The sequence below is a fragment of the Novosphingobium huizhouense genome (genome assembly GCF_020179475.1).
Classification (GTDB): Bacteria; Pseudomonadota; Alphaproteobacteria; order Sphingomonadales; family Sphingomonadaceae; genus Novosphingobium; species Novosphingobium huizhouense.
Map to the genome: position 1 here is coordinate 545,893 of NZ_JAILXZ010000002.1, position 25,256 is coordinate 571,148.

Annotated in this window: 23 protein-coding genes; 15 read left to right on the forward strand and 8 right to left on the reverse strand. The window is 68.6% G+C overall.

The window, feature by feature from the left end:
• The first annotated feature begins 2 nt into the window (after positions 1-2).
• The 6 genes from K3A85_RS10960 to K3A85_RS10985 are packed head-to-tail and all read left to right on the forward strand — an operon-like array spanning position 3 to position 5,607.
• Positions 3-869, forward strand: a complete 867-nt coding sequence (locus K3A85_RS10960; RefSeq protein WP_225206543.1) for a CheR family methyltransferase — start codon at positions 3-5, stop codon at positions 867-869.
• Positions 866-1,306 carry a response regulator gene (locus K3A85_RS10965; protein ID WP_225206544.1) on the forward strand — a complete coding sequence of 147 codons (441 nt, stop codon included), beginning with the start codon at positions 866-868 and terminating at the stop codon, positions 1,304-1,306. The genes K3A85_RS10960 and K3A85_RS10965 overlap by 4 nt, the downstream gene beginning before the upstream one ends.
• Entirely contained in the window at positions 1,303-3,645 is a 2,343-nt protein-coding gene (locus tag K3A85_RS10970) for a chemotaxis protein CheA (RefSeq protein ID WP_225206545.1), read from the forward strand. The genes K3A85_RS10965 and K3A85_RS10970 overlap by 4 nt, the downstream gene beginning before the upstream one ends.
• Positions 3,645-4,070: a hypothetical protein gene (locus K3A85_RS10975; RefSeq protein ID WP_225206546.1), complete on the forward strand. Its 426-nt coding sequence runs from the start codon at positions 3,645-3,647 to the stop codon at positions 4,068-4,070. Before K3A85_RS10970 ends, K3A85_RS10975 begins: the two co-directional genes overlap by 1 nt.
• Positions 4,067-4,438, forward strand: coding sequence for a response regulator (locus K3A85_RS10980; RefSeq protein WP_225206547.1), 372 nt, complete (start codon positions 4,067-4,069; stop codon positions 4,436-4,438). Before K3A85_RS10975 ends, K3A85_RS10980 begins: the two co-directional genes overlap by 4 nt.
• Before the next feature lie 2 nt (positions 4,439-4,440).
• On the forward strand, positions 4,441-5,607 hold the full coding sequence (locus K3A85_RS10985; RefSeq protein ID WP_225206548.1) for a methyl-accepting chemotaxis protein: 1,167 nt from the start codon (positions 4,441-4,443) through the stop codon (positions 5,605-5,607).
• Positions 5,608-5,616: 9 nt separating this feature from the next.
• Here K3A85_RS10985 and K3A85_RS10990 read toward each other — a convergent pair whose 3' ends face one another.
• Positions 5,617-6,546: a MerR family transcriptional regulator gene (locus K3A85_RS10990; protein WP_225206549.1), complete on the reverse strand. Its 930-nt coding sequence runs from the start codon at positions 6,544-6,546 to the stop codon at positions 5,617-5,619.
• A 315-nt stretch (positions 6,547-6,861) separates the two neighbouring features.
• Here K3A85_RS10990 and K3A85_RS10995 point away from each other — a divergent pair, with 315 nt between their 5' ends.
• Positions 6,862-7,233, forward strand: coding sequence for a response regulator (locus K3A85_RS10995; RefSeq protein WP_225206550.1), 372 nt, complete (start codon positions 6,862-6,864; stop codon positions 7,231-7,233).
• Positions 7,234-7,246: 13 nt separating this feature from the next.
• Positions 7,247-8,473 (forward strand): methyl-accepting chemotaxis protein, encoded by a 1,227-nt coding sequence (locus tag K3A85_RS18135; RefSeq protein WP_225206551.1) that lies wholly within the window; start codon positions 7,247-7,249, stop codon positions 8,471-8,473.
• A 17-nt stretch (positions 8,474-8,490) separates the two neighbouring features.
• Here the strand turns inward: K3A85_RS18135 and K3A85_RS11005 are convergent, their stop codons facing one another.
• Positions 8,491-9,105: a TetR/AcrR family transcriptional regulator gene (locus K3A85_RS11005; protein ID WP_225206552.1), complete on the reverse strand. Its 615-nt coding sequence runs from the start codon at positions 9,103-9,105 to the stop codon at positions 8,491-8,493.
• A gap of 102 nt (positions 9,106-9,207) precedes the next feature.
• Here K3A85_RS11005 and K3A85_RS11010 point away from each other — a divergent pair, with 102 nt between their 5' ends.
• From K3A85_RS11010 to K3A85_RS11020, 3 genes are read left to right on the forward strand one after another with little or no spacing between them, the layout of a single operon-like run.
• A complete protein-coding gene (locus K3A85_RS11010) occupies positions 9,208-10,650 on the forward strand; it encodes an efflux transporter outer membrane subunit (protein WP_225206553.1) in 1,443 nt (480 codons plus the stop codon).
• A gap of 22 nt (positions 10,651-10,672) precedes the next feature.
• Complete coding sequence (locus K3A85_RS11015) at positions 10,673-11,824, forward strand: HlyD family secretion protein (RefSeq protein ID WP_225206554.1); 1,152 nt, start codon at positions 10,673-10,675, stop codon at positions 11,822-11,824.
• Positions 11,824-13,335, forward strand: a complete 1,512-nt coding sequence (locus K3A85_RS11020) for a DHA2 family efflux MFS transporter permease subunit (RefSeq protein WP_225206555.1) — start codon at positions 11,824-11,826, stop codon at positions 13,333-13,335. Before K3A85_RS11015 ends, K3A85_RS11020 begins: the two co-directional genes overlap by 1 nt.
• An 18-nt stretch (positions 13,336-13,353) precedes the next feature.
• Here the strand turns inward: K3A85_RS11020 and K3A85_RS11025 are convergent, their stop codons facing one another.
• Positions 13,354-14,097 (reverse strand): enoyl-CoA hydratase/isomerase family protein, encoded by a 744-nt coding sequence (locus K3A85_RS11025; RefSeq protein ID WP_225206556.1) that lies wholly within the window; start codon positions 14,095-14,097, stop codon positions 13,354-13,356.
• Between the two features lie 130 nt (positions 14,098-14,227).
• On the opposite strand from K3A85_RS11025, the gene K3A85_RS11030 reads away from it, so the two are divergent.
• Positions 14,228-16,087, forward strand: coding sequence for an AMP-binding protein (locus tag K3A85_RS11030; protein ID WP_225206557.1), 1,860 nt, complete (start codon positions 14,228-14,230; stop codon positions 16,085-16,087).
• A 37-nt stretch (positions 16,088-16,124) separates the two neighbouring features.
• On the opposite strand, the gene K3A85_RS11035 is transcribed toward K3A85_RS11030, so the two are convergent.
• Entirely contained in the window at positions 16,125-16,709 is a 585-nt protein-coding gene (locus K3A85_RS11035) for a helix-turn-helix domain-containing protein (RefSeq protein WP_225206558.1), read from the reverse strand.
• A 151-nt stretch (positions 16,710-16,860) separates the two neighbouring features.
• Between K3A85_RS11035 and folE the strand changes: the two genes are divergently transcribed.
• The 3 genes from folE to K3A85_RS11050 are packed head-to-tail and all read left to right on the forward strand — an operon-like array spanning position 16,861 to position 18,956.
• On the forward strand, positions 16,861-17,490 hold the full coding sequence (folE, locus tag K3A85_RS11040) for a GTP cyclohydrolase I FolE (RefSeq protein ID WP_404822927.1): 630 nt from the start codon (positions 16,861-16,863) through the stop codon (positions 17,488-17,490).
• Positions 17,491-17,511: 21 nt separating this feature from the next.
• The gene (locus K3A85_RS11045; protein ID WP_225206560.1) at positions 17,512-18,519 is read left to right on the forward strand and encodes an NAD(P)/FAD-dependent oxidoreductase; all 1,008 of its coding nucleotides are present in this window, start codon (positions 17,512-17,514) and stop codon (positions 18,517-18,519) included.
• Positions 18,516-18,956: a DUF3429 domain-containing protein gene (locus K3A85_RS11050; protein WP_225206561.1), complete on the forward strand. Its 441-nt coding sequence runs from the start codon at positions 18,516-18,518 to the stop codon at positions 18,954-18,956. The genes K3A85_RS11045 and K3A85_RS11050 overlap by 4 nt, the downstream gene beginning before the upstream one ends.
• Here the strand turns inward: K3A85_RS11050 and K3A85_RS11055 are convergent.
• The 4 genes from K3A85_RS11055 to K3A85_RS11070 form a co-directional block, all read right to left on the reverse strand.
• Positions 18,953-20,206: an acetyl-CoA C-acetyltransferase gene (locus K3A85_RS11055; RefSeq protein WP_225206562.1), complete on the reverse strand. Its 1,254-nt coding sequence runs from the start codon at positions 20,204-20,206 to the stop codon at positions 18,953-18,955. The two genes, K3A85_RS11050 and K3A85_RS11055, sit on opposite strands and share 4 nt — an antisense overlap.
• A gap of 5 nt (positions 20,207-20,211) precedes the next feature.
• Positions 20,212-21,342, reverse strand: a complete 1,131-nt coding sequence (locus K3A85_RS11060) for an acyl-CoA dehydrogenase family protein (protein WP_225206563.1) — start codon at positions 21,340-21,342, stop codon at positions 20,212-20,214.
• A gap of 43 nt (positions 21,343-21,385) precedes the next feature.
• The gene (locus K3A85_RS11065; protein ID WP_225206564.1) at positions 21,386-22,585 is read right to left on the reverse strand and encodes an acyl-CoA dehydrogenase family protein; all 1,200 of its coding nucleotides are present in this window, start codon (positions 22,583-22,585) and stop codon (positions 21,386-21,388) included.
• A gap of 279 nt (positions 22,586-22,864) precedes the next feature.
• Entirely contained in the window at positions 22,865-24,811 is a 1,947-nt protein-coding gene (locus K3A85_RS11070; RefSeq protein ID WP_225206565.1) for a substrate-binding domain-containing protein, read from the reverse strand.
• Positions 24,812-25,256 lie beyond the last annotated feature (445 nt).

The window sequence follows — 25,256 nt, forward strand, 5'->3', positions numbered from 1 at the left end:
ACGTGGCCAGTTCCCCTGCTCCCGATATCGGCTCGGCGCGCATTTCCGCGGAGGACGTGACGGTCTTCTGCGACTTCTTCTACAAGAAGACCGGCATCAGCATGGATGCCAGCCGCCGATATTTCATCGACCGGCGGCTCGAAGAGCGCATGGCGGCGAACGAATGCCGCAGTTTCCGCGAATATCTCTCGCTGGTGAAGTTCCAGCCGGGCGGCGCCGAGATGCAGGCGCTGATCAACGAGATGACGGTCAACGAGACCTACTTCTTCCGCGAGGACTACCAGTTCGCCTGCCTGACCAAGCGGATGCTCGACGAGATCGCCGACCGCAAGGACCCGCGGCGCGAGCGGATCAGGATCTGGTCGGTGCCCTGCTCCACCGGCGAGGAGCCCTATTCGATCGCGATCTCGATCCTGGAGAACTGGCCGAGAGCCAGCCAGTACGACATCGAGATCATCGCCTCGGACATCGACACGCGCGCGCTCGGCCGCGCGCGCAACGGGATCTACCAGGCGCGCGCGCTCCATCGCGTGCCGCAACGGGTGCGCGACACCTATTTCCGCAAGATCGACAGCGAGAGCTGGCAGGTCGTGCAGGACCTGCGCGATTCGATCGACTTCGGCATCGTCAACGTCAGCGACCCGGTGCAGATGGCGCGGATGCGCGGGATCGACGTGATCTTCTGCCGCAACCTGCTGATCTATTTCGACGACCTGTCGCGGCGACAGACCGCCGAGAACTTCTTCGACGCGCTCAACCCCGGTGGCTTCGTGGCGCTCGGTCATTCGGAAAGCATGAGCCGCATCTCGCCGATCTTCCTGCCCCGCAAGTTTCCCGAAGCGCTTGTCCACCAGAGGCCGCTCGCATGACCATCACCGCCACTGACCGCGACCCGGCGGACACGCCCGCTCCGGCTTCCGAGGACACTCCCAAGGCGCGCGTCCTGATCGTGGACGACACGCTGACGGTCAGGCTGTACTGTTCGCAGCTGCTCAAGCGCGCGGGCTTCGCGGTGAGCGAGGCGATCAACGGCCTCGAGGGGCTCGAACAGGCGTTGAACCAGCGCTTCGACCTGTTCGTGGTCGACATCAACATGCAGAAGATGGACGGCTACGCCTTCCTTGCCGAAGTGCGCCGGCACGGCGACCTGCGCTCGGTCCCGGCGGTGATGATGAGCACCGAGCAGGGCCGCGAGGACATCGCGCGCGCGTTCCAGTCGGGCGCGAACTTCTACCTGACCAAGCCGATCGACCCGACCCGGTTCCTTGCGACGGTGAACCTGATGACTGGTGTGCCATGCCGATGAGATCGAACCCGCCGCTGACACCGGCCGAAGAGGCGGCGCGCGCCGCCGAGACCGCGGAACTTGCGGCAAGCTTCGTCGAGGAGACCCGCGCGCTGCTCGAGGAGGCGAACGGCGCGCTGCTGTCGCTCGAGCGCAATCCCGACGATGCCGAGGCGGTCAACGCCCTGTTCCGGTGCGTCCATTCGATCAAGGGGGCGGCGGGCCTGTTCGACCTGCCGGCGATGATCCACCTCGTCCATGCCGGCGAAGACCTGCTCGGCGCGATGCGCGACGGCCGGCTGGCGCTCGACGGCGAACTGGCGGACCAGCTGCTGGCGGGGCTCGACCGCGTAGGCCGCTGGAACGAGCTGTTCCGCAGCGACGGCCAGCTTCCGGCCGAGGCGATGGAGGAGGCGCGCAGCTTCGCCGCGCTCTACCGCGCGCGCCTCGGCGAAGGGGCCGCCGCCGGTACAGCCGCGGCGGCAGCATCGCCCGACCGCGTGCGCCTGCCCGGATGGGCGGGCGAGGCGGCGGCCGAGCTTGCGGCGGCGGCCGCCGGCGAGGCGGTGGTGCTGGTCGAATACGCGCCCGACGAAGGCTGCTTCTTCGCCGGCGACGATCCGCTGCGCCTGGTCCTCGCGACGCCCGGACTCGCCTGGCTCGACATCGGCACGCAGACCGCCTGGCCCGAGCCGGTGGCCTTCGATCCGTTCGCCTGCAATCTTCGCTTCCGGCTCGCCGCGCGGGCGCCGCGCGAAGCGGTCGAGCACCACTTCCGCTATGTTCCCGATTGCATCTCGCTGGTCCGGGCCAAAGCGGACGCCCTGTCGGGCGCGGTGTCGGGCGCGGTGTCGGGCGCGGACGCGGCGTCGGGCGATGCTGCGGCTGCGGCTGTGGCGGAGGAGGAACATCCGCTCGATCCGATCGCGATCGAGCTGCTCGAGGCCCAGCGGCGCGCGCTGTCGCTGCCAGGCCGCGCCAGCCAGGTGGAGGACATCGAGACCACCGTGCGCAACCTGTGCCGCTCGTGCGGGATCGACTGGCCGCTCGGCGCGGATTGCGCGGGCGCGGAGACGCTGGCCCCGGTGATCGACCGGCTGCTCGCGCGCCGGGACAGCGTGCCGGCGCAGGCGCAGGCGCAGGACCAGGCCGCGGGCGCGGCGAGCGGGATCGCGCTCGACCGCCACGACGCCGCCGGCGAGCGCACCCTGCGCGTCGAGCAGGGCAAGGTCGACATCCTGATGAACCTGGTCGGCGAGCTGGTGGTGGCCAAGAACGCCCTGCCCTTCCTCGCGCGCGATGCCGAACTGCGCTTCGGCAGCCGCGAGCTGTCGCGGGAGATCAAGGACAAGTACGCGGTCATCGACCGGATCTCGCGGCAGTTGCAGAACGCGGTGATGGACATCCGGATGATGCCGGTGTCCGACCTGTTCAAGCGGTTCCCGCGGCTGGTCCGCGACATCGCGCGCAAGCAGGACAAGAAGGTCCGCCTGGTGATCGAGGGCGAGACCACCGAGGCCGACAAGAACATCATCGAGGCGCTGGCCGAGCCGTTGACGCATGTGCTGCGCAACAGCCTCGACCACGGGATCGAGAAGGCCGGCGAACGCGCGCTTGCCGGCAAGGACGACCTTGCCACGCTGAAGCTGCGCGCCTTCCAGGACGGGGACTGCGTGGTCATCGAGGTGATCGACGACGGGCGCGGGATCGATCCCGGCAAGGTCCGGGCAAAGGCGGTGGAGCGGGGCCTGCTCGATGCCGAGCGGGTCGCCCAGCTGAGCGATGCCCAGGCGGTGCAGCTCGTGTTCCTGCCCGGATTTTCGACCGCCGACGCGGTGTCCGACTTGTCCGGCCGCGGCGTCGGGATGGATGCCGTGCGGGCCGTGGTCGAGCGCTTCGGCGGCAATGTCGTGCTCGAAAGCCGCTCGGGCGAAGGCACCACGGTCAGGCTCAAGCTGCCGCTGTCGATGGCGGTGACGCGGGTCCTGACGGTCGAGATGGCGGGCCAGCTTTACGGCGTGCCGATGGACCTCGTCGTCGAGACCGTGCGGATCAGCCCGCAGTCGATCCGGCGGCTCAAGGCGTCCGAGGCGGTGGTGCTGCGCGACCAGGTGATCCCGATCGCCCGGCTTCGCGACATGCTGGGCATGGAGGCGCATCGCCCGGCGCTCGAATCGGTGCTGATCCTGCGGGTGGGCAATGCCACGGTCGGCATGGTCATCGACGACTTCGGCACCGGCATGGACATCATCCTCAAGCCGTTCTCGGGCATCCTGTCGAACCTCAGCGGCTTTTCCGGGACGGCCGTGCTCGGCGACGGACGCGTGCTGCTGGTGCTCAACCTCAAGGAGATCTTGTGATGGGGATCAGCTTCGAGGGATCGCTGGCGCGCTTTTCCGGCCAGTGCGCGGTGGAAGAAGCGGGCGAGCTGACCGAATGGCTGCTCGCCGACCGGTCGCGGCGGATCGACCTGTCGGGGTGCGAGGGGTTGCACGCCTCGATCCTCCAGACAGTCATGGCGCTCCGCCCCCCACTCGCGGCAGGCCCCGTCGACCCGACGCTGTCGCGCTGGCTGTCGCGGGTGCTCCCGCCGATCGCGACCGCAAGCGAGGACGGCGCCGCCGGCCCCGCCGCCGCGGAGCCGGACCTGCCCGACGCAGCCGCGCCGGCCGACGCCCGCCCTGCCCGCACCCGCCGCACCCGCGGGGCCAAATCCACGCCAGGCTCCGGCGCTGCCGGGCGCGCCAAGTCTCCCCGCCGTACCAGCAAGGCCGATCCGTCATGAAAACGGTGATGATTGTCGATGACTCCCCCACGATCCTGATGAGCATGGAGTCGATCCTTGCGCGGGCCGGCTATGGCGTGCTCAAGGCCGACAGCGGGGAAAACGCGCTGCAGAAGCTGCAGGGCGGCGGCCGGCCGAACCTGGTGATCACCGATCTCAACATGCAGGCGATGAACGGCATCGACCTGATCCGCAATCTTCGGCAGCTGCCGCAGACGCGCTTTACCCCGATCATCATGCTGACCACCGAATCCTCGCTCGACAAGCGCCAGGAGGCGCGCAGCGCCGGCGCGACGGGGTGGATCGTCAAGCCGGTGCAGCCCGGCGACCTGCTCGCTGTGGTCAAGCAGATGGTCCCCGGATCCTGACGATGCCCCCGCTTCTCCGCCGCTTGTTCCGTCGCTTCGCCCGGCCGCAGGACGCCGAGGTCGAACTGCAGGTGGACGAGCTCGCGCCGGCTGCCGACGCGGCTGCCGAGCGCGCCCCCGAGCCGCCCCCCGATCCCGTCGCCGAAGCGCGCCCCCCGGTCAGCAACGTGATCCCGATCGCCTCGAGCGAAAACCGCTTCCACCGGATCCATCCCCAGACGATGGCGCTGGTCGAGGAGATGAAGAGTTACGCCGGCTTCGTCGAGATCATGCAGCACCACCTCGCCAACGTCTGCACCGAGACGCAGAGCGCGGCGGAGGACATCCTCGGGCAAGCGCTGGACATCGAGGGCAGCGTCACCTCGCTGGTCCGGCACGTCAGCGACACGATGCAATCCGACGCCCTGCTCGATGCCAGCGACACGCTGCAGCTGAGCGTCGCCACCGGGCGCTCGGTGATCGCCGACCTGATCCGCAACCACAGCGAGACCCAGGCGGAAATCCGCGATAGCCTGTCGACGGTCCGCACCTTGTCGAAGCGCATGCGCTCGCACCTCGACGAGATCGAGGACATCCGCCGCTATACCGATCTGCTCGCGATCAACGCCCGCATCCGCATCGCCGGGCTCGGCAACAATACCGGGCTGGACGTGATTGCCGAGGAGATCCGGGCGCTGGCGACGCAGACCGGTTCGCTGGCGCACAACCTCAACACCGAGCTGACGGAAATGGACCGGCTGGTGGGCGAAGACCTGCTGAGCAAGGTCTCGAGCCAGAAGAGTTCGGACGACGCCAAGGCCAGGGACCTGCAGGACAGCTTCGAGAAGCTGTCCACGCACATGGCCTTGCTCAACAAGTTCCAGGCCGAGCTGATCGGCCAGGTGCAGCAGCGCGGCGAGGAAATGCGCCATCCGTTGAACACGTTGTGCGGGTCGATCCAGTTCCAGGACGTTGCGCGCCAGCAGCTCGAGCAGGTCAGCCGCGCGCTGTCGATGATCTCGGATCACTTCGTTTCGCTGTCCAACGCCATCATCCACGACGACGCGCCGCCCGACAGCTCGATCGCGACCTGCCTCGCCTCGATCCTCGAAAACTACGTCATGGAGCAGCAGCGCGCCGCCCACCGCGGCGAGGCCGCGGCCACTGCGCCCAAGATCGAGCTGTTCTGACGGGACGGCTCAGGCCGGTGCGCGCGCCTGCAGTTCGGCGATGGCGGGCCCGATCGAGTCGAGGTCCGCGAAGCGCCGCAGCCCCGGCGCGGCGATCCGGGCGAGCGAGGCGCACGAACCCCCGACCCACAGCGCGATCCGCGCATCCAGCCGATCGCGCAGGTCATCGACGAACGCGAGCGCGCCGCGCGGGGAAAAGAACGTCGAGAACGAGAGGCCGACCACATCGACGGCGTGGGCCGAGGCGGCCGCGACGATCTCGTCGGGCGGGGTCTGAAGCCCGACCGGAATGCAGCGCCCTCCTTCGATGGCGATCATGGTTTCGGCCATGGCGAGGCCGATGCCGTGGGCTTCGCCGGGCGGCGTCGTCAGGAGGAACCTCGGGCCCGATCCGCGCGGGCTCGACGCGCGGGCCAGGGCCAGGACCTCGAGCATGACCTGCGCGAAGGCGTGTTCCTGGTGGACGGCGATCCTGCCGGTTTCCCAGGCCGTACCGACCGCCGCGGTAAGGGGCGCGGCGGTTTCGACAAGGAAGCGGCGGCTGCCCTTGAGCGCCATGTCGCGCCGCAATTCGGTGTCGAGCGCTTCGAGCCGGTCGTGCGCGAGCAGCGCGACCGAACGCTCGACGATCTCCGAATAGCCGATCCACGCCGCGCCGGCGCCGCGACCGCCCGGCAAGGCGGCGGCGCGCAGTTCGAGCTGCGCCAGCGGCAGCCCGACGATCCGCGAGGGCCTCGCCCCATGATCGACGAGGCGGCGCAGCAGGATCAGCCGCTCCACCTGCGCCTGCGGGTAGACCCGGCTGCCGCGCCCGTCGCGCAAGGGTTGCGGAAATCCGTAGCGCCGTTCCCATGCCCGCAACAGGTCGGCCGCCATCCCGGTCGATCGGGTGACGTCGCCGAGCGTGAGCAGGGCGGAAGCGGTGGACGGGTCGGTCATGCCGGGACGATCGCCCTGCGATGCCTTATCGAGTGTTAACCCGGTCCTCCGTTTGTCCAACCCGATCCGCCCGATCCTGTCCCGCCTACGTAGTCTCGCGGGCGCCAGTCCCCCCGGATGTAAAGCGCGCTGCGCAACAGTTGCTTGGAGGTTCGGGGCGCATCAGGCCCTTCGCCACAGATCGTGGCTGCGCCCGGCGCCGGACGGGAACGCCGATCCCGAACAGGCGCAAGGTTGGACAAGTCGTCGTCGACAGCGGGATGGGCCCGAAGGGACCGCGTGCACACCTGCCCGGCATGAGGAAGGACCGTGACCATGAGCAAGACCATCCTGATCGTCGACGACTCTCCGACGATGATCATGAGCGTAAGGGCGACGCTCGAAATGAACGGATTTCGCGTGGAGACCGCCGCGGACGGCGCGCGCGCGTTGAGCGCATTGTCGGGCGGTCTCAAGCCGGACCTGATCATCACCGACATCAACATGCCCAACATGGGCGGGCTCGACTTCATCCGCAACGCGCGCGGCCTGCCCGGCTGCCGCTTCACCCCGATCCTGACGCTGACCACCGAGAGCGAGCGCACCAAGCGCGAGGAGAGCCGGCGGCTCGGCGCGACCGGATGGCTGGTGAAGCCGATCTCCGGACCGGACCTGCTGGGCGTGATCCGCCAGGTGCTTCCCGCCTGAGCCGCAGCCAGCCGTGGCCCACCCACTCTGGTCCGCGTGGCCGAGGGTCGTCGCGGCGGCGATCCTGCTCGCCGTGGCCGGCGCGCTCGGCGGCATGGTCGCGCTCGGGTGGGCGGCTGCCGGCGGCGCGCTTGCCGCGCTTTGCCTGCGCCCGCGAAACCACGCGGCCGACGCCATGCAGACCGCTGCGTCGCTCTGCGATCGGTCCCTCTCCGATACGTCCCTCCTCGCTCCGCCCCTCTCTGCTCCGCCTCCGCCGGTCTCGCTCGCGTTTCTCGCCGACCCGTTCGCCATCCCGCCTCCCGTGCTCGCGGACATGCAGGCGGTGCGCCCCTTCGTCGACACGCTGTGCGGGCAGATCGAAGGAATCCAGCAGGACGTCGAACACGGGGTCGTGCAGGTGGTCGACAAGGTCCGCGCGATCGACCGCGCCTCGCAGGATCAGCGCGACCGGATCCGCGCCTCGGTCAGCGGCGCGGACACCATTCGCCGCGCCGCCCAGGTGCCGAGCGCGATCGTCGCCCGCCTCGCCGCGATGCTTGCCGACCGCGACCGCCAGATCCAGACCAACTTCGCCGGGCTGGAAGCGCTCGCCGACGAATTCCAGAGCCTGCGCTCGGCGGTCGACGTGATCACCACCATCGCCGACAAGGCGTTCTTTCTCTCGGTCAATGCCGCCGTCGAAGCCCAGCACCGGGGCGCCGCCGGCAGCGCCTTCGGGCTGATCGCGGCGGAGATGCGCTCGCTCGCGCGGCAGACGGCCGAGGGCGCGCGCGATGTCGGCCAGACGATCAACGCCTTTGCCGAGCGCATGCATCTCCAGATCGCGGCGGCGATGCCCGACCACAGCACCGGCCCCGCGCGCCTCGACGGGATCGTCGAGGAACTGCGCGCGGCCCAGGAGAGCATCGTCGACAGCGGCGCCGCGCTCGACCGCATGATCCAGACCCTCGACGGCGGGCACCAGCAGATCGTCGCGACGCTGTCGGACATCCTCGGCAACCTGCAGTTCCAGGACGTGATGCGGCAGCGGCTGGAACAGGTCTTCCATGCCCTGCGCGAGCTCGAGGACGTGGTTTCGCGCGCGAGCAGCGGAGCGCCGGCCGAGCGCTCGCTGCTCGACGTGGTGCAGGACCAGCGCAGCAGCTACGTGATGGACAGCCAGCGCAGCGTCCACAGCGCGGTGCTCGACGAGGCGCGCCCCGACGCGAGCGAGGGCGTCAGGATCGAGCTGTTCTGATCGAGCCGTTCGGGGCGTCAGGAGTGCGCGGCGGCGAGTCCCTTGGCGAAGATCCGCGCGGCGTGGGCGCTCTGCCGGGCGATCTCCGCTTCGTCGGGCGGGGCGCCGATGCCGATGGTGGCGCGAAGATGGATATCGGCCCGGACCGCGCCCAAGAACTGCTCGGCGGCCAGCCGCGGATCGTCGCAGACGATGTCGCCGCGGGCGACGAACTTCTCGATGCCCTTGGCCAGCTCGCGGTAGCCGGCCTCGGGCCCGGTGGCCATGAACTGCCGGGAGATCTCGGGGAAGCGGCCGCCATCGGCCTGGATCATCTGGAAGACCTTGAGCGCATCGATCTGCAGCAGCGACGACAGGAACCCGCGCGCGAACGCCGCAAGATAGCTCTCGAAGTCGTTGGCCTCGATGCCGATCACCCGCAAGGGCGCGATCACGCGCTCGCACTTGTGCGCGAGCATCGCGGCGAACAGCGCCTCCTTCGACGGAAAGTACTTGTACAGCGTCGCCTTCGAGCCGCCGAGGCGCGCTGCGATGGTGGCCATCGACGCGGCGCCGTAGCCCTCGGACTGGAACACCTGCGAGGCGACGTCGATGATGTGTTCGCGGCGCTCGTCGGGTGACGTGCGCCCCAATCTGCAGTTAGTGACCATAGTGTACAGATAGCGCTTGACAGCGGAAGTGCAAGACGGCAGTGGCGGGTTAGTGACCGATCTGTACAGTTGTGACGAGTCTCCATGTCCGATCCGAACCCAGCCCCTTCGAAACCCCTCCCTGCCGCTCTTGCGCTCGCCGCGCTGCTGGCCTCGCTCGGCGGTTGCGCGAGCGTGCCCCAGCTCGGGCCCAGGCCGGCCCCGCTTGCCGCCGAGGCCGTGACGCGCGGACTCGACGCCGGTGCCGCCGCGGACGCCTCGTTCCCGCGCGCGGACTGGTGGACCGACTTCGCCGATCCGCAGCTGGCGTCGCTGGTCGAGGAAGCGCTGCGCGGTTCGCCCTCGCTCGCCATCGCGGATGCGCGGATGCGGCGGGCCGCGGGATACGCGCAGGCCGCCGGTGCGGCGCTGCTGCCGACGGCGGCTGCTTCGGCGGACGCGGGCTTTGCCAAGCAGAGCTACAACAACGGCATTCCCGCCCAGTTCGTGCCGCAAGGGTGGCAGCAGACTGGCCGTCTCAGCCTCGATCTGTCGTACGAAATCGACTTCTTCGGCAAGAACCGCGCCGCGCTGCGGGCGGCGCGCGAAGATGCGCTGGCGGCGACGATCGAGGCGCAGGCCGCCCGTCTCGCCCTCGCCACCTCGGTCGCCTCGGCGTGGTCCGACCTCGGGCGCGCGGCCGCGCAGCGCGATCTCGCGGGCGAGGCGCTGAAGCTTCGCCAGGACACCGCCGAACTGGTGCGCCAGCGGGTCGCCAACGGCCTCGACACGCGCGCCGAGATGCGCCAGGCCGAGGCTTCGACCGCGAGCGCCCGGGCGGACCTCGCCGCCGCGGAAGAGTCGCTCCAGCTCACCCGCAACGCGCTCGCCGCGCTGCTCGGCCAAGGTCCCGAGCGCGGCGCCGCGATCACGCCGCCGACGGCGGTTCCGCGCGCGGTGGCCCTGCCCGCCAACCTGCCGCTCGAACTCGTCGCGCGCCGGTCGGACATTGCCGTCGCCAAGGCCCGCGTCGCCGCCGCTGGCGCCAGGATCGACGTGGCGCGCGCGGCTTTCTATCCCAACGTGAACCTGCTCGCCTTCATCGGGGTCCAGTCGCTCGGCCTCGGCAACCTGACCGCGGCGGGATCGGACATCGGCCAGGCCGGTGCATCGCTGAGCCTGCCGATCTTCCAGGGCGGACGCCTGTCGGGCAACTACCGCGTGGCGCGCGCCGACTATGACGAAGCCGTGGCGCAGTACGACGACACGCTGATCCGCGCCGTGCGCGAAGTGGCGGACGCCAGCGCCTCGCAGCGCGCGATCAGCGCGCAACTCGCCGCCGCGCGCGAGGCGGTGGCCGCTGCCGCCGACGCGCATGCCCTGGCGCGCAGGCGCTACGAAGGCGGGCTTGCGACCTATCTCTCGGTCCTCACCGCCGAAGACGCGCTGCTGGCCAGCCGCCGGCAACTCGTCGCGATCGAGGCGCGCGCCTTTTCCATCAACGTCGAGCTGATCCGCGCGCTTGGCGGCGGCTTCACTCCTGCCTGAACCATGTCCTGCCGAGGTCTTTATGGCTGATATCGAATCCCAAACGCTCCACAGCGAGGCGGAAACCCTTCGCGACGAAGCCGCGACGAGCCGCCGCAAGCGCGCGTTCATCGTCTTCGGCGCCGTCCTTGCGCTGCTGGCGGCGCTGTTCCTCGGCTACCGCTGGCTGACCGGCGGGCGCTATGTCGAGACCGACAATGCCTACGTCGGGGCGGAGACGGCGCAAGTCACGCCCCAGGTCGGCGGAACGGTGAAGGCCGTCGCCGTGTCCGACACCCAGAGCGTGCGCAAGGGCGACATCCTCGTCGTGATCGACGACAGCGACGCCCGCATCGCGCTGGCGCAGGCCGAAGCGGACTATGCGCAGGCGCTGCGCCGCGTGCGCCAGACCTTCGCGACGGCGCGCGCGCTGGGCAACCAGGTCAGCGAGCGTTCGGCCGACATCCAGAAGATGCAGGCGCAAGTCTCGATCGCTGCGGCCGACCTCGAGCGGGCGAGGATCGACCTCACGCGCCGGGAGTCGCTGGCCAAGGACGGCGCGGTCTCGGGCGAGGAGCTGAGCAGCGCCCGCAACGCCTTCGCCTCGGCGAACGGCGCGCTTGCCGCCGCCCGCGCAGGCCTTGCCCAGGCGCAAGCGGCGCGCGGGTCGGCCCAGGGACAGGAAGGCGCCAACGCCGCGCTGATCGAAGGCACGACCGAAGCGACCAACCCCGAGGTCCTGGCGGCGAAGGCGCGGCTCGACAAGGCGCGGCTCGACCTTGCGCGCACCGTGGTCCGCGCCCCGGTCGACGGGGTGGTGACGAGCCGCGCGGTCCAGGTCGGGCAGCGCGTCGCCGCCGGTGCGACGCTGATGACCATCGTGCCCGTCGGCCAGGCCTACGTCGATGCGAACTTCAAGGAAGGACAGCTGCGCACCGTCCGTCCCGGGCAGACCGCCGAACTCGTCTCGGACCTCTACGGCGACGACGTGGTGTTCACCGGCCGGGTGGTCGGCCTGTCGGGCGGCACCGGATCTTCGCTGGCGGTGATCCCGGCGCAGAACGCCACCGGAAACTGGATCAAGGTGGTGCAGCGCGTGCCCGTGCGCATCGCGCTCGATCCGCAGCAGCTCAAGGCCCATCCGCTGCGCGTGGGGCTTTCGATGACCGCGACGATCGACACGAAGGGCCGGTGATGAACCTCGCGACGGGCGCGCAACCCCTGAAAGGCGCACGGCTCGCGCTCGGCGGCTTCGCCCTCGCGTTCGCCAACTTCATGGTGGTGCTCGACATCACCATCGCCAACGTCTCGGTGCCGCACATCTCGGGCAGCCTGGCCGTCGCGCCGACGCAGGGGACATGGGCGATCACGTCCTACTCGGTGGCCGAGGCGATCTGCGTGCCGCTCTCCGGCTGGCTCGCCGCGCGCTTCGGCGCGGTGCGGGTGTTCATGCTGTCGGTCCTCGGGTTCGGGCTGTTCTCGCTGCTCTGCGGCCTGTCGCGAAGCCTCGAGGCGCTGATCCTGTTCCGGGTTTTCCAGGGCTTCAGCGGCGCGCCGATCATGCCGATGTCGCAGACGCTGATGCTGCGGATCTTTCCGCCCGAGCGGGCGCCGATGGCGCTGGGCCTGTGGAGCATGACGACCGTCGTCGCGCCGATCGCGGGACCGATCCTGGGCGGCACGATCTCGGACAGCTGGTCGTGGCACTGGATCTTCTTCATCAACCTGCCGGTCGTTGCGGTCTGCGCAGGTCTCTCGTGGCAACTCCTGCGCCGCTACGAGACGCCGGCCGAGCGCAAGCCGGTCGACTATGTCGGGCTTGTCCTGCTGGTGATCTGGGTCGGCGCGTTGCAGATCATGCTCGACAAGGGACGCGAGGTCGACTGGTTCGCGAGCAGCTTCATCGTCGCGCTCGCGATCATTGCCGCGGTCGTCTTCGTCGCGTTCCTGATCTGGGAGCTGACCGAAAAGAACCCGATCATCGACTTGTCGGTGTTTCGCCAGCGCGGGTTCACGGTGGGCGTCGTGGCGCAGAGCACGACCTACGCGGGGTTCTTTTCCTCGGTCGTGCTGATCCCGCTCTTCCTGCAGACCAACCTCGGCTATACCGCGACCTGGTCGGGCTATGCCACGGCGTTCATCGGCGTTCTGGCGGTGCTGATGTCGCCGGTCGCGGCGGGCCTCAGCAACCGGGTGGACACGCGCCTGCTGGTGAGTTGCGGGGTTCTCTGGCTGGGCCTCGTCTCGCTGCTGCGCACCGGGTGGGTGACCCAGATCGACTTCTTCACGCTGGCCCTGCCGCAGTTCCTCCAAGGGTTCGGGATGCCGTTCTTCTTCATCGGCACCACCCTGCTCGCGCTCGGTTCGGTGCGGCCCGAGCAGACCGCCTCGGCAGCCGGCATCCAGAACTTCCTGCGCACGCTGTCCGGCGCGTTCGCGACCTCGATCGTGCAGACCGTGTGGGAGACGCAGACGCGGATCGAGCGCGCCGAGCTGGTCAACGTGATCCATCCCGACCGGGTGCTTTCGGCCCTTCCCGGCCAAGCGGGCCGCCTCGCGCTCGACCGGCTGGTCGAGGTCGAGGCGGTGACGCTCGCCACCGACCGCATCTTCCTCGGCAGCGCGGGCATCTTCCTGTTCGCGGCGATGCTGATCTGGCTGGCGCCGAAACCGCAGGGCAAGGCGGACATGTCGGCCGCGCACTGAACGCCGCGGCAGGGACGGTCAGCCCTTGCGCGCGGTGAAGGCGGCGACGCGCTCGGCAAAGTCCGGGCCGTGCCCCTCGTTCTCGAGCACTTCCCATTGCAGGCCGGCATCGAGCGGGAGCCCGTCGGTGGCGGCCAGCAGCCGCTTGTTGGCGCGATGGGAGAAGCCGGACTGCGCCGCGATGCGTGCCGCGAGCGAGGCGATCTCGGCATCGAAGGATGCGAGCGGGACGACGTATTCGGCAAGGCCGATGCGCTCGGCCTGCGCGGCGTCGATCATGTCGGCGGTAAACATCAGCCGCTTGGCGGTCGCCACGCCGACACGACGCGGCAGACGCTGGCTCATTCCCCATATCGGGGTGAGCGCCCACTTGGCATGGGTGTCGCCAAAGCGCGCGGTGTCCGCCGCGACGATGAAATCGCAGGCCAGCGCCACTTCGAGCGCGCCGGTGTAGCAGTGGCCGTGCACCGCGGCGATCACCGGCTGCGGCAAGCGTTCGAGCATGCGCAAGGTTTCGCTGTGCCACCCGCGCGAGGGCACGGCTTCCCCCGCCGCGATGTCGCCGAGGTCGTGCCCCGCCGAGAAGCACTTGCCCGCACCGCGCAGGACCACGCACCGCACGCCGTCGTCGTCGCGAAGCGCTTCGACGTGGCCGCGCAAGGCGCGAAAAACCTCGACCGTCAAGGCGTTGAGCTTGTCCGGCCGATTGAGGGTGAGCAGCGTCCAGCCGTCGTGGTCCTGCCGCAAGACGAGATCTTCCATGGTTGTCTCTCCCGATGAAGGAAGAGCGTGACGCAAACTTGTTAATCGATCAAGCAATTGACTTTTATCAGCTGATACACGAGCAAAGCGGACAACGGTGAACAGCCGCAAGCAATCGAGGAGAGGATCGGTGACAGCGACGCTGGAGGCAACCCGCAACATCCTGAGCGTTCCGTTCAAGCCGTTGCCGCAGAAGGGTCCCGACGTCCACGTCGAGCGCCGCGCGGACGGCTCGATCCTGATCCGCTCGAACCATGCGCTGGCCGAGCCGGCCCGCTCGATCGGCCACATGTTCGCGGCGCGCGCCGCCGAACATCCCGACCGCGGCTTCCTGATGCAGCGCGAGCCCGGGCACGGACCCTGGCGCGGCGTCACCTACGGCGAAGCCAAGCGCCTGGTCGACGGCATCGCCCAGGGGCTGCTCGACCGGGGCCTTGGCGCGGACGACTGCGTGCTGATCCTGTCGGCGAACTCGGTCGAGCACGCGCTGCTGATGCTCGGCGGCTACACCGCCGGGGTTCCGGTCTCGCCGATCAGCCCCGCGCACAGCCTCCTGTCGAGCGATCACGCCAAGCTGAAGCACGCCTTCGCGACGCTGAAGGCCCGGATCGTCTTCGCCCAGGATTCGACCCAGTACGCCAGGGCCATCGACACCTTGCGCCAGCTCGATCCCGGACTCGTGGTCGTGACAGTCGATGGCGGCAACGACACCCTGGCGTTCGCCGATCTCGCCGCCACTGAGCCGACCGCGGCCGTCGGCGAAGCGCTCGACAAGGTCGCGCATGCGAGCGTCGGCAAGTACCTGTTCACCTCGGGATCGACCGGCATGCCCAAGTGCGTGCCGCAGACGCACGGCATGATGACCCACGTCGTCGCCGCCTCCGAAGGGCTGCGCGTCGACGACGGCGAGGAGCGTGAACCGCCGCAATCGCTCGAGTGGATGCCGTGGAGCCATATCTCGGCCGGGAACATCGCCTTCAACGGCAACCTCCACGCCGGCGGAACGCTCTATCTCGACGAGGGCAAGCCGATACCGGGCATGTTCGAGACGACGATCAAGAACCTCTACGAGGTCTCCCCGCTGGTCTTCGGTTCCGCGCCGATCGCCTTCGCCATGCTCGCCGAAGCGATGGAGAAGGACGAAAAGCTGCGCAAGTCGTTCTTCAGGAACCTGATCTACATGGGCTACGGCGGCGCGACGCTGTCGAGCGACGTCAACGAACGGATGCAGGCGCTGGCGATTGCCGAAACCGGCCACCGCATTCCGATGACGACGATGTACGGCGCCACCGAAACGCAGGGGATCACCGTGGTGCACTGGGCGACCGAGCGGGTCGGCCTGATCGGGCTGCCGCTGCCCGGCACCACGCTCAAGCTCGTGCCGAGCGGCGACAAGATGGAAGTGCGCGTCAAGGGCCCGACCGTGACCAGCGGCTATCACAACGATCCCGTGAGGAGCGCCGAGGCGTTCGACGAGGAAGGGTATTACAAGCTGGGCGATGCGGCACGTTTCGTCGACCCCGAGGACCCTTCGCAGGGGCTGGTCTTCGATGGCCGGATCACCGAGGACTTCAAGCTCGACAGCGGCACGTGGGTGTCGGTCGGCACCTTGCGGCCGGACCTGATCGCGGCCTGTGCGCCCTATGTCCAGGATATCGTGGTGGCAGGGCAGGACAAGCCGCATATCGGCATTCTCGCCTGGCCCTCTGCCGCAGCGCTGGCCGATGTCGCGGCCGAAGTGCCCGGCGCCGATGCGCTGGCGATCGTGGCCGAACGCATCGCCGACAAGCTGCGCGCCCACAACGCCACGGCCGGCGGCTCGTCGCGCAAGGTCAAGCGGGCGATCGTGCTGCGCGAGCCGCCTTCGATCGACGGCGGCGAAATCACCGACAAGGGCTACGTCAACCAGCGTGCCACGCTGTCGCGGCGGAGCGAGGATGTCGCAAGGCTCTACCTCGATCCGGTCCCGGAAGGCGTGCTCGACCTCTAGGCGGAAGGCGCTGCCGGCCTTGTCCGCCAGCGAGCGGTCAGAGGCCGGCTTCGACCGCGACGCGGATCGCGTCGGCGCTGGTGCGGACGCCGAGCGCCTTGAACATCGCGGCGCGGTGCATCTTGATCGTGCGCTCGCTCAGCGACAGCTCCCACGCGATCTGCTTGTTGAGCTTGCCGCCCGCCATCATCAGCAGGATCTCGCGCTGGCGGCCGGTCAGCGCGCCGATCTTGTCGAGCGCGGCCTGGCGTCGCACCGGCGGCGTGTTGTCCTCGACCACCTCGACCTGCGACCCCAGGAAATACTCGACCTCGCCCTCGGCGTCGAAGATCGGCGCGACCATCACCGCATTGCGGAACGGCGTGCCGTCCTTCTTGTAGTTGAGGATCTCGACCATCACCGGCTGGCGCAGGTGGATATTGTCGCGCAACTGCTGGGCAAGCTCGGGCTCGGTGTCGCTGCCGCGCAAAAAGCGGCAATTGCGTCCGACGATTTCCTCGCGCGAGTATCCCGTGAGCCGACAGAACGCCTCGTTACAGGCAACAATCGGGTTGTCCGGCAACCGCGGGTTGCTGATGACGGCGGCGACAGACCCCGCTTCGATCATGTCTGCTATCGGCATGCCACGCTCTCATAACGCTTCTGTTCAATAAGTCCAATGTCTTCCCCGCACCCCTGTTTGCAAGGGCTGTTCCCCTTTGTGCAGGTATCGGCGGGCCGGGCGCACTGCCATCCCAACCCCATCAGCAGCGAAAGCCAGACCTATGAACGTGATGGTGCGGAACCTTTGCCCCGTCGGTGACGATCACGAGCACGACATCCTCGAAGACGGCAAGATCCCGGTACCCGAGCACGTGCTCGCGGCGGTGCGTACCTTGATCGAATGGTCGGGCGACGACGTCCAGCGCGAAGGGCTGCTCGACACGCCCAAGCGCGTAGCCCGCGCATGGCGCGAGTACTGCAGCGGCTATGCGATGGATCCGGGCCTGCACCTGTCGCGCACCTTCGAGGAGGTCGGCGGGTATGACGAGGTCGTGCTGCTGCGCGACATCCCGTTCCAGTCGCACTGCGAACATCACATGGCGCCGATCACCGGCACGGCGTCGATTGCCTACCTGCCCAAGGACCGCGTGGTCGGCATCTCGAAGCTCGCCCGCGTCCTGCACGGTTTCGCGCAGCGCCTGCAGGTCCAGGAGCGCCTGACGGCGGAAGTGGCGCAGTGCATCCAGGATCATCTCGACCCGCGCGGCGTCGCGGTCGTGATCGAGGCGCAGCATGGCTGCATGACCGGGCGCGGTGTGCGAACCCACGGCGTGAACATGGTCACCAGCCGCATGCTCGGGGTCTTCCTCGACGATCCGCGCAGCCGCCGCGAAGTCCTGAGCCTCATGGGCCGACCCTGACCGGCTCGACGGGAACGCTTCGTGGCACCGCGTATCGTCATCGTCGGGGCCGGCATGGCCGGCCTTGCCTGCGCCGACGCGCTTGCCGCGGCCGGCGCCCAGGTCACCCTCGTCGACAAGGGGCGTGCGCCGGGCGGGCGCATGTCCACGCGCCGCGTCGAGACCGCGCTCGGTGAGGCGGCGTTCGACCACGGCGCGCAGTACTTCACCGCGCGCGACGACCGCTTCCTGAGCCGCGTGGCGCACTGGGCCGCCGAAGGGATCGTCAGCCGCTGGCCCGAGGCCGGCGAGCACGCCTGGGTCGCCCGACCCGGAATGAGCGCCCTTCCCCGCCACATCGCCGGCAAGCACGACGTGCTGCAGGGCCGCCTCGTCCGTGCGATGGTGCGCAAGCTCGATGGCTGGCATATCCGGCTCGAGGAGGACACCGTCGGGCCGTTCGACCAGGCGGTGGTCGCGCTCCCGGCGGAACAGGCCGCTGCGCTGCTCGGCATGTGCGACTTCACGTTCGGCCGCGTCGCCGCGTCCTGCCCGTCGCAACCGTGCTGGGCAGGCATGTACGTTCTGCCCGAGCCGATCGCCGCGCCTCCGGTGATCCGGAATGCCGGCGCCATCGGCTGGGCCGCGCGCAACAATGCAAAGCCCGGCCGCAGCGGGCCCGAGGCGTGGATCGTCCAGGCCGACACGAACTGGAGCAAGCAGTTCCTCGAGCGCGAACCGGCGGAGGTCGCCCCGCTCCTGCTCGAACAGTTCGGGCTTGCGATCGGCGCCAGCCTGCCCGAGCCGCTTCACGCGGTCGCGCACCGCTGGCGCTACGCCCGGTCCGGCAATGCCGCGAAGCGCTACTTGTGGAGCCCGGCCCTGGGACTCGGAGCGTGCGGAGACTGGCTCATCGGACCGAGGGTCGAAAACGCCTGGCTCTCGGGCGATGCGCTTGGCGCCGCGATGATCGAAACCATGCGGGACCATCGCAGCGCGCCCGGCCGGGCGAGCGGCATCGGCATCGGCGTCGATCGCGCATCGGCATGAGCGCACCGCTCGGCAAGCCGGCGCAATGGCTGGGCGCAGCGGGACTGCTGCCCCAGATCATCGCGCTGGCGGCCTCGCACAGCCAATCGCTGCATTGGTCCGCCATCGCCGCGGGCTGCATCTATGCCGCTTTGATCTTCACCTTTTTGGGCGGCATCTGGTGGGTGCAGGCAGTGCTTGCGGCCCGGCCCCGCTGGAGCGACCATCTCGTCGCGGTGGCGCCGAGCCTGATCGCGCTGGGCGCGATGATGCCCTGGTGCTTCGGCCTGACCTGGCCCGGGCCGTCGCTCGTGGTCCTGGGGTGCGCACTGCTGGCGAGCCCGTTGGTCGATCTCCGCCTTGCGCGCAACCTCGCCATGCCGGCCGGCTGGTTGCGGTTGCGGCGCAGGCTTTCGGTCGGTCTGGGGCTGCTTACCCTGGCGCTCGCGCTGAGCTAGACCCGCTCGATGATGATCGCCGGGGCCATGCCCCCGAAGGCGCACATGGTGACGAGCGCGTAGCGTCCGCCGCGGCGTTCGAGTTCGTCGAGCGCCGTTCCGATGAGGATCGCGCCCGTCGCGCCGATCGGATGCCCGAGCGCGATCGCGCCGCCGTTGACGTTGACCTTGTCCCGATCGAGCCCGAGATCGCGGATCGCCTTTTCGGTGACGACCGCGAAGGCCTCGTTGATCTCCCACAGGTCGATGTCCGCCACGCCAAGCCCTGCGCGCGCCAGCGCCTTCCGCGCCGCGGGCACCGGAGCGTTGAGGATCAGGGTCGGGCAGTCGCCTTCGTTGACGGCCGTGACCACCCGCGCACGCGGCGTCCAGCCATGCGCGGCAAGGCCGGCTTCGCTGGCGAGGAGCAGCGCCGCCGCGCCGTCGACCACGCCCGAACTCGTGCCGACATGGTGCACCGGCTCCCATCGCAGGTCCGGATACTTGCGTTCTATCATCTGCCGCATGGTGGTGCCGTCGGGCGCGGCTGCGACCTGCTCCATCGCGACGAAGGCAGGCTTCAGCGCAGCGAGCGCCTGCGCCGTCGTTTCCGGCCGCGGGTACTCGTCGTGATCGAGAGCCAATGCACCGTCGCGGTCGAACACCGGGACCACGCTGCGGTCGAACAGGCCGGCATCGATCGCGCGCTTGGCGCGGCGCTGGCTTTCGACACCCAGTGCCTCCAGGTCGGCCCGCGCGATCCCTTCCATCCCGGCGATCGCGTCGGCCGCGACCCCCACCGCCGAGATCGGATGGTCGTCGTACAAGGCGTAGTTTCCGCGCGCGCGGCCGAGCGTGGCATAGGGGGTGCCCTGCTCCCAGCCGTCGGCCTCCTGGTGATGGCTCATCATCTCGGTGCCGCCGGCAATCACGACATCCTCGAAACCGGCCATGATCTGGCCTGCGGCGAGGCTTACCGAGGTGATCCCGCCGCCGCAGAAACGGTCGAGCGTCATGCCGCTCGCCCTGACGTCGTACCCGGCCCAGAGCGCGGACAGCCGGCCGAGGTCCCCGCCCTGCTTGCCGCGTTGCTGGCTGCACGACCAGATGATGTCGTCCACCCGCGCGGTATCGAGGTCGTTGCGGTCGCGGAGCGCACGCAACACCGTGGCGCCGAGATCCTGCGGATGCAGGTGCGCGAGCGCGCCCTTGCCCGGCTTGCCGATGCCGCGCGGGGTGCGCACGGCATCGACGATGTAGGCTGTCGCCACCTTGTTCAGGCCGGCAGGGTCAGGGCTTCGTAACGGCCGAGATGGTGATCGGGGCTACCGAACTGGTTCTCGATCATCGTGGTCCGCTTGAAGTAGTGCCCCGCCGCCAGCTCCATGGTGATGCCGATGCCGCCATGGGTCTGGACCGCATTCTGGCCGATGAACTTGAGCGAGCGCGCGACCTTGGCCTTGGCCAGGCTGACCGCGGCCTTGCGCTCTTCCGCCGGCAGGTCGAGCTTGAGCGTGCCCATCAGGACCATAGATTCGATCTGCTCGGCTTCGACCATCATGTCGGCGAGGCGGAACTGGAGCGCCTGGAACTTGCCGATCGGCTGGCCGAACTGCTTGCGCTCCTTGGTATAGGCGAGCGTCAGCTCGTGCAGGCGACGACCGGCGCCCTGGCCTTCGGCGCAGACGGCCATCGTCGCGTCGTCGACCAGCCGTTCGATCAGGTCGAGACCGCCCGCCAGCAAGGCGTCGCCGCCCAGCGCGACGTTCTCGAAGTAGACCTCGCTCGCCATGAAACCGTCGACGGTCGGATAGTCGCGACGGGTGATGCCCGCTGCCTTGGCGTCGACGAGGAACAGCTCCACCCCGTCGCGCTCCGCCCCCGAACCGCCGGTCCGCGCGGTGACGAGCAAGTGGGTTGCCCAAGGGGCGGCGTAGACCACCGCCTTGTGACCGTTGAGCACGAAGCCTGCGCCATCCTTGCGCGCGGTCGTCTCGATCCGGGCAAGGTCGTAGCGCCCGCGCGGCTCGGCATAGGCGAAGGCGATGATCGCATCGCCCGCGATGATCTGCGGGATCAGCGCCTCGGCCTGCGCGCCGCCGGCGTACTTCAGCGCATTGCCGCCGATCACCGCGGTCTGGAGATAGGGCTCGATCGCGATGACCTTGCCCAGTTCCTCCATCACGATCATGTTCTCGATGGTTCCCCCGCCCATCCCGCCGTGCTCTTCGGCGAACGGAGCCGAAAGAATGCCGAGGTCGGTCGCGAGCGCCTTCCAGATTCCGGGATCACGGCCTTCGGGGCGCGTCAGCATCTTCTTGCGCGCCTCGAAGTCGTAAGTATCGGCCAGAAAACGCGCCAGCGTTTCACGCAGCATGTCCTGCGTTTCGGTAAAGCTCAGGTCCATTCAGTCCTATCCTCTCGTCCGGTCTCTGCTTGTAGCGTTCAGCTCAGAGGCCGAGGACCATCTTCGCGATAATGTTGCGCTGCACTTCGTTCGAACCGCCGTAGATCGTCGTCTTGCGCATGTTGTAGTAGCTCGGCGCCGCACGGTTGGCCCACTCCGGACCGATCGGATGCTCGTTGTCGCCCTCGCCGAAGCCGCGGAAATAGGGGGCGCCGTAGTGGCCGGCCGCCTCGAGCACCAGTTCGGTGATGCGCTGCTGAATTTCCGAGCCCTTGATCTTGAGCACGTTCGCTTCCGCGCCCGAGCCCTTGCCCGATGCTTCGTTGGCGAGCGTGCGCAGCTCGGTGAACTCGAGCGCGGTCAGGTCCATCTCCAGCTCGGCCACCTTGCGGCGATAGAACGGATTGGCGAGCAGCGGCTTCTCGCCGTCCATCTCGGTCATCGCGATGTCGCGGATCTTTTCGATGCCGCGCTTCGAGGCGGCGACGCCGGCGATCCCTGCGCGCTCGTGCGCCAGCAGGAACTTGGCGCAGGTCCAGCCCTTGTTCTCCTCGTAGATGCGGTTCTCGACCGGCACCTTGACGTCCTCGAGGAACACTTCGTTGACCTCGTGCTCGCCACCCAGCGTGATGATCGGGCGCACCGTGATGCCGGGCGACTTCATGTCGATCAGCAGGAAGCTGATGCCTTCCTGCTGCTTGGCGTCGGGATTGGTGCGGACGAGGAAGAAGCCCCAGTCGGCATGCTGCGCCATCGTCGTCCAGGTCTTCTGGCCGTTGACGATGTAGTGCGTGCCATCGTCGGACAGCACCGCGCGGGTGCGCAGCGAGGCAAGGTCCGAACCCGCGCCGGGCTCGGAATAGCCCTGGCACCACCAGTCCTCGCCCGACAGGATGCGGGGCAGGAAGCGTGCCTTCTGCTCAGGCGTGCCGAAGGTGTAGATCACCGGGCCGACCATGGTGATGCCGAACGGCATGATGCGGATGCAGTCGGCGCGCGCGGTTTCCTCCGACCAGATGTAGCGCTGCGTCGCGGTCCAGCCCGGGCCGCCGTATTCGACCGGCCAGGCGGGCGCGATCCAGCCCTTCTTCGCGAGGACGCGGTGCCAGGAGAGGAAGTCCTCCTTGGTGAGGTCGTCGCCCTCGTCCTGCTTGCCGCGCAGTTCGGCGGGATAGTTCTCGGCGATGAAGGCCCGAACCTCGTCGCGGAACGCGATTTCCTCGGCGCTGAATTCCAGATCCATTGTGGCTCTCCTGCTCGCACCGGCCTCGCGGGCCGTGACGTTTAATTGCGCATTGAATACCACGAAAATCGGCACAGAAAAGGTGGCGGGGCGCAACTGACCTCGAGGGAATCCGCCTCTCCGGGGCATTTTCCAGCATTCCCTAACGTCGGCGCCGCGAAACTTTTTCGGGGCAGGCGCGGCCCCGCGGGGCGAGCGCGGATCGGCGCCCCCAAAGGAGGGCAAACGAAAACGGCCCCGGATCGCTCCGGGGCCGCTCGCGTCATCGAGGATGGGCGATCAGAGACCCGCGCCCGCGGTGCAGTCCGGGTTCGGCGCAGCCTCGGGATAGGTGGTCCGGCCGCCGACGGTCTTGGTGCCGTTGGTCGGCAGGTCGGCCTCGGTGAGGACGGGCTTGCCCGCCGCGACACCGGCTTCGGTCGGAAGGCCGTTCTGGATATAGAGCTTGCGCGCGCCGAGCCCGGTGCCGTCGAGCGCCTTCTGTGCCGAGCGCTTGAGGAAGGTCTCGCGGATCGCGACGCGCCAGGAGGTCGGCAGCGGGGCAAGGCCCATCTGCGCCTTCAGGCCCTTGTTGGCATTGGTCGTGCCGGTGAACAGGTTCGCCGAGACCGGGTTGCCGGCAGCGTCGGTCCGGATCCAGCCGAGCGTTGCGTTGAGGAAGGTCACCAGCGCGTTGCGCGTCGCGGGGCTGGCGAAGCAGGTGCCCGAGACGAACTGGGTGGTGCCGGTGATCGGGTAGCCGACGGTCGGGTTCGCCAGCGAAGTGTCACCCGAATAGAGCGCGTCGTACCAGTCGAGCGGGTTCGAGCGGCTGAACTTGCCCGCGCCCTTGACGTACTTGCCGCTGGCGTCGGATTCGGGGGGCACGATCTTGGTGCCGAAGGCGGCGGTGGCCCCGACAGCGTTGGGCATGCGGAACACCGGCTTGAGGGTCGAGGCGGAAAGCCCCTGCTCGAGCGCGGCGGCGTGGAGCGTCTGCCCGGCCGACGGGCGGACGAAGTCGGCGCCGATGTACCCGACCTTGCCGTTGAGCAGGACGTTGGCATCGCTCGCCGAAGCGCGGTCGGGGCGCAGGTTGATCGCCGAGGCGACCTTGCCCGAACCGTCGGCGACCATGAACTTGCCGGCGGCTTCCGAGCCCTTGCTGCTGTCGATCACCGAACCGGTGAACACCGCGCCGCTGATCATGTCGGCCGTGCCGGCGAAGCCGGTCCCGCTCGGCTTGTAGGGCGTGTCGGCGCGGAACGAGGTCAGGTCGACGTTCGAGGCGGTGCTGTAGGGCAGCGCTTCGGAGGCATTGAGGTACTTGTTGGCCTTGCCGGCGCCCATGATCCCGCCGTTGCAGGCCGCCGACAGGTGGCGGGTGAAGATGTCGGTGGTGCCCGACTTGTCGAGACGACCGACGAGGCGGATGGGAACGCCATCGACCTGCCAGCGGACGGGGTCGTCAAACTGGTTGCGCAGCGAGACCGCGGTGGTCTTGCCGCCGACGACCTTGGTGTTGAGCGCTTCGATGCGCGAATCGTTCCAGTTGGTGATGTAGCCGTTGAAGATGCCGCAATAGACGCTCTTCGACAGGCGCAGGCCGCCGACGCGCACGCCGCCGACCGAGGTGGGCTGGGCGATGCTGAAGTTGAGGTTCTGCTTTTCGGCGACCTTGTAGCCGTAGGTGGGGCTGTAGGCGATCGCGACGGGCAGGACGTAGAGCGGGAACTGGATCGCCGCGCCCGTCTTCTTGGTCGCGGCGTTGCCGTTGTAGGTGGTGAGGTCCGATGACGAGATCGGCGAATCCGACATCACGAAGTGCGGGTTGGCCCAGACGGTGCCGAACGCCGACGGGAAGATCGCGCCGGTCTGGCCGGTGAAGAAGGCCGAGGCGTTGATGTTGCGCCAGGCGGTCTTGCCGGCGCCCGAACCGGTCGAGACGTATTCGCCGCCGATGTTGGGCTGGATCGAGCGCACCGCGCAGTCGAACGAGCCGTCGGTGCCGACGTAGACGCCTTCGCTGACGGTGCTGGCCGAACCGTCGTTCTTGCCGGTCTTGTTGGTGACGCCGTCGGGGCCGACGCAGTTCAGCTCGCGCGGCAGGATCACGGCGATCGACGAGGCGCCCATCGCGTGCAGTTCGGCCTGCGGATAGGTCACCTGCGCCTGCGCCGCGGATGCGGACACGAACGAGCCGACCATGGCGGTCGCCGCCAGAAGGTTCATCTTACGAAAGTTCATCGGACACTCCTTGGAAAGCAAGTCTTCCCCCCGGACGTCCAGGCCCGATTTTCGCGCCGACAAGCAGCACCGAAAGACTCTCGCGGCCCGAGCGGTCTCCGATTTCCGTCGTTATTGAACGCTTGTGACATTTCAGAGATAGAGTTCGAGAATATTCGGGCGTGATCGTAACATTCTCGCCCGCAGCCCCCGAAACGGAGCATTTTGATTTTCTATTCAATGACTTGATTGGAGCGAGCGCCCGAACAACGAAAGATCCAATTTGGAGTGTCTTTGGTTATTCGCCGCCCCCGGAAAAGCCTCGCCGAAACGGCGGGAGCGATCGGTCCTGGTGACCGAACGCACGACCGCCGGAAACGATCCGCGATGCCTGTCGGGGTGCGGCAGCGGCCCTGACAGTACCGGCGGGCGGAACCGACCGAGGCCGCGCTTGCGCCGAGAGGAA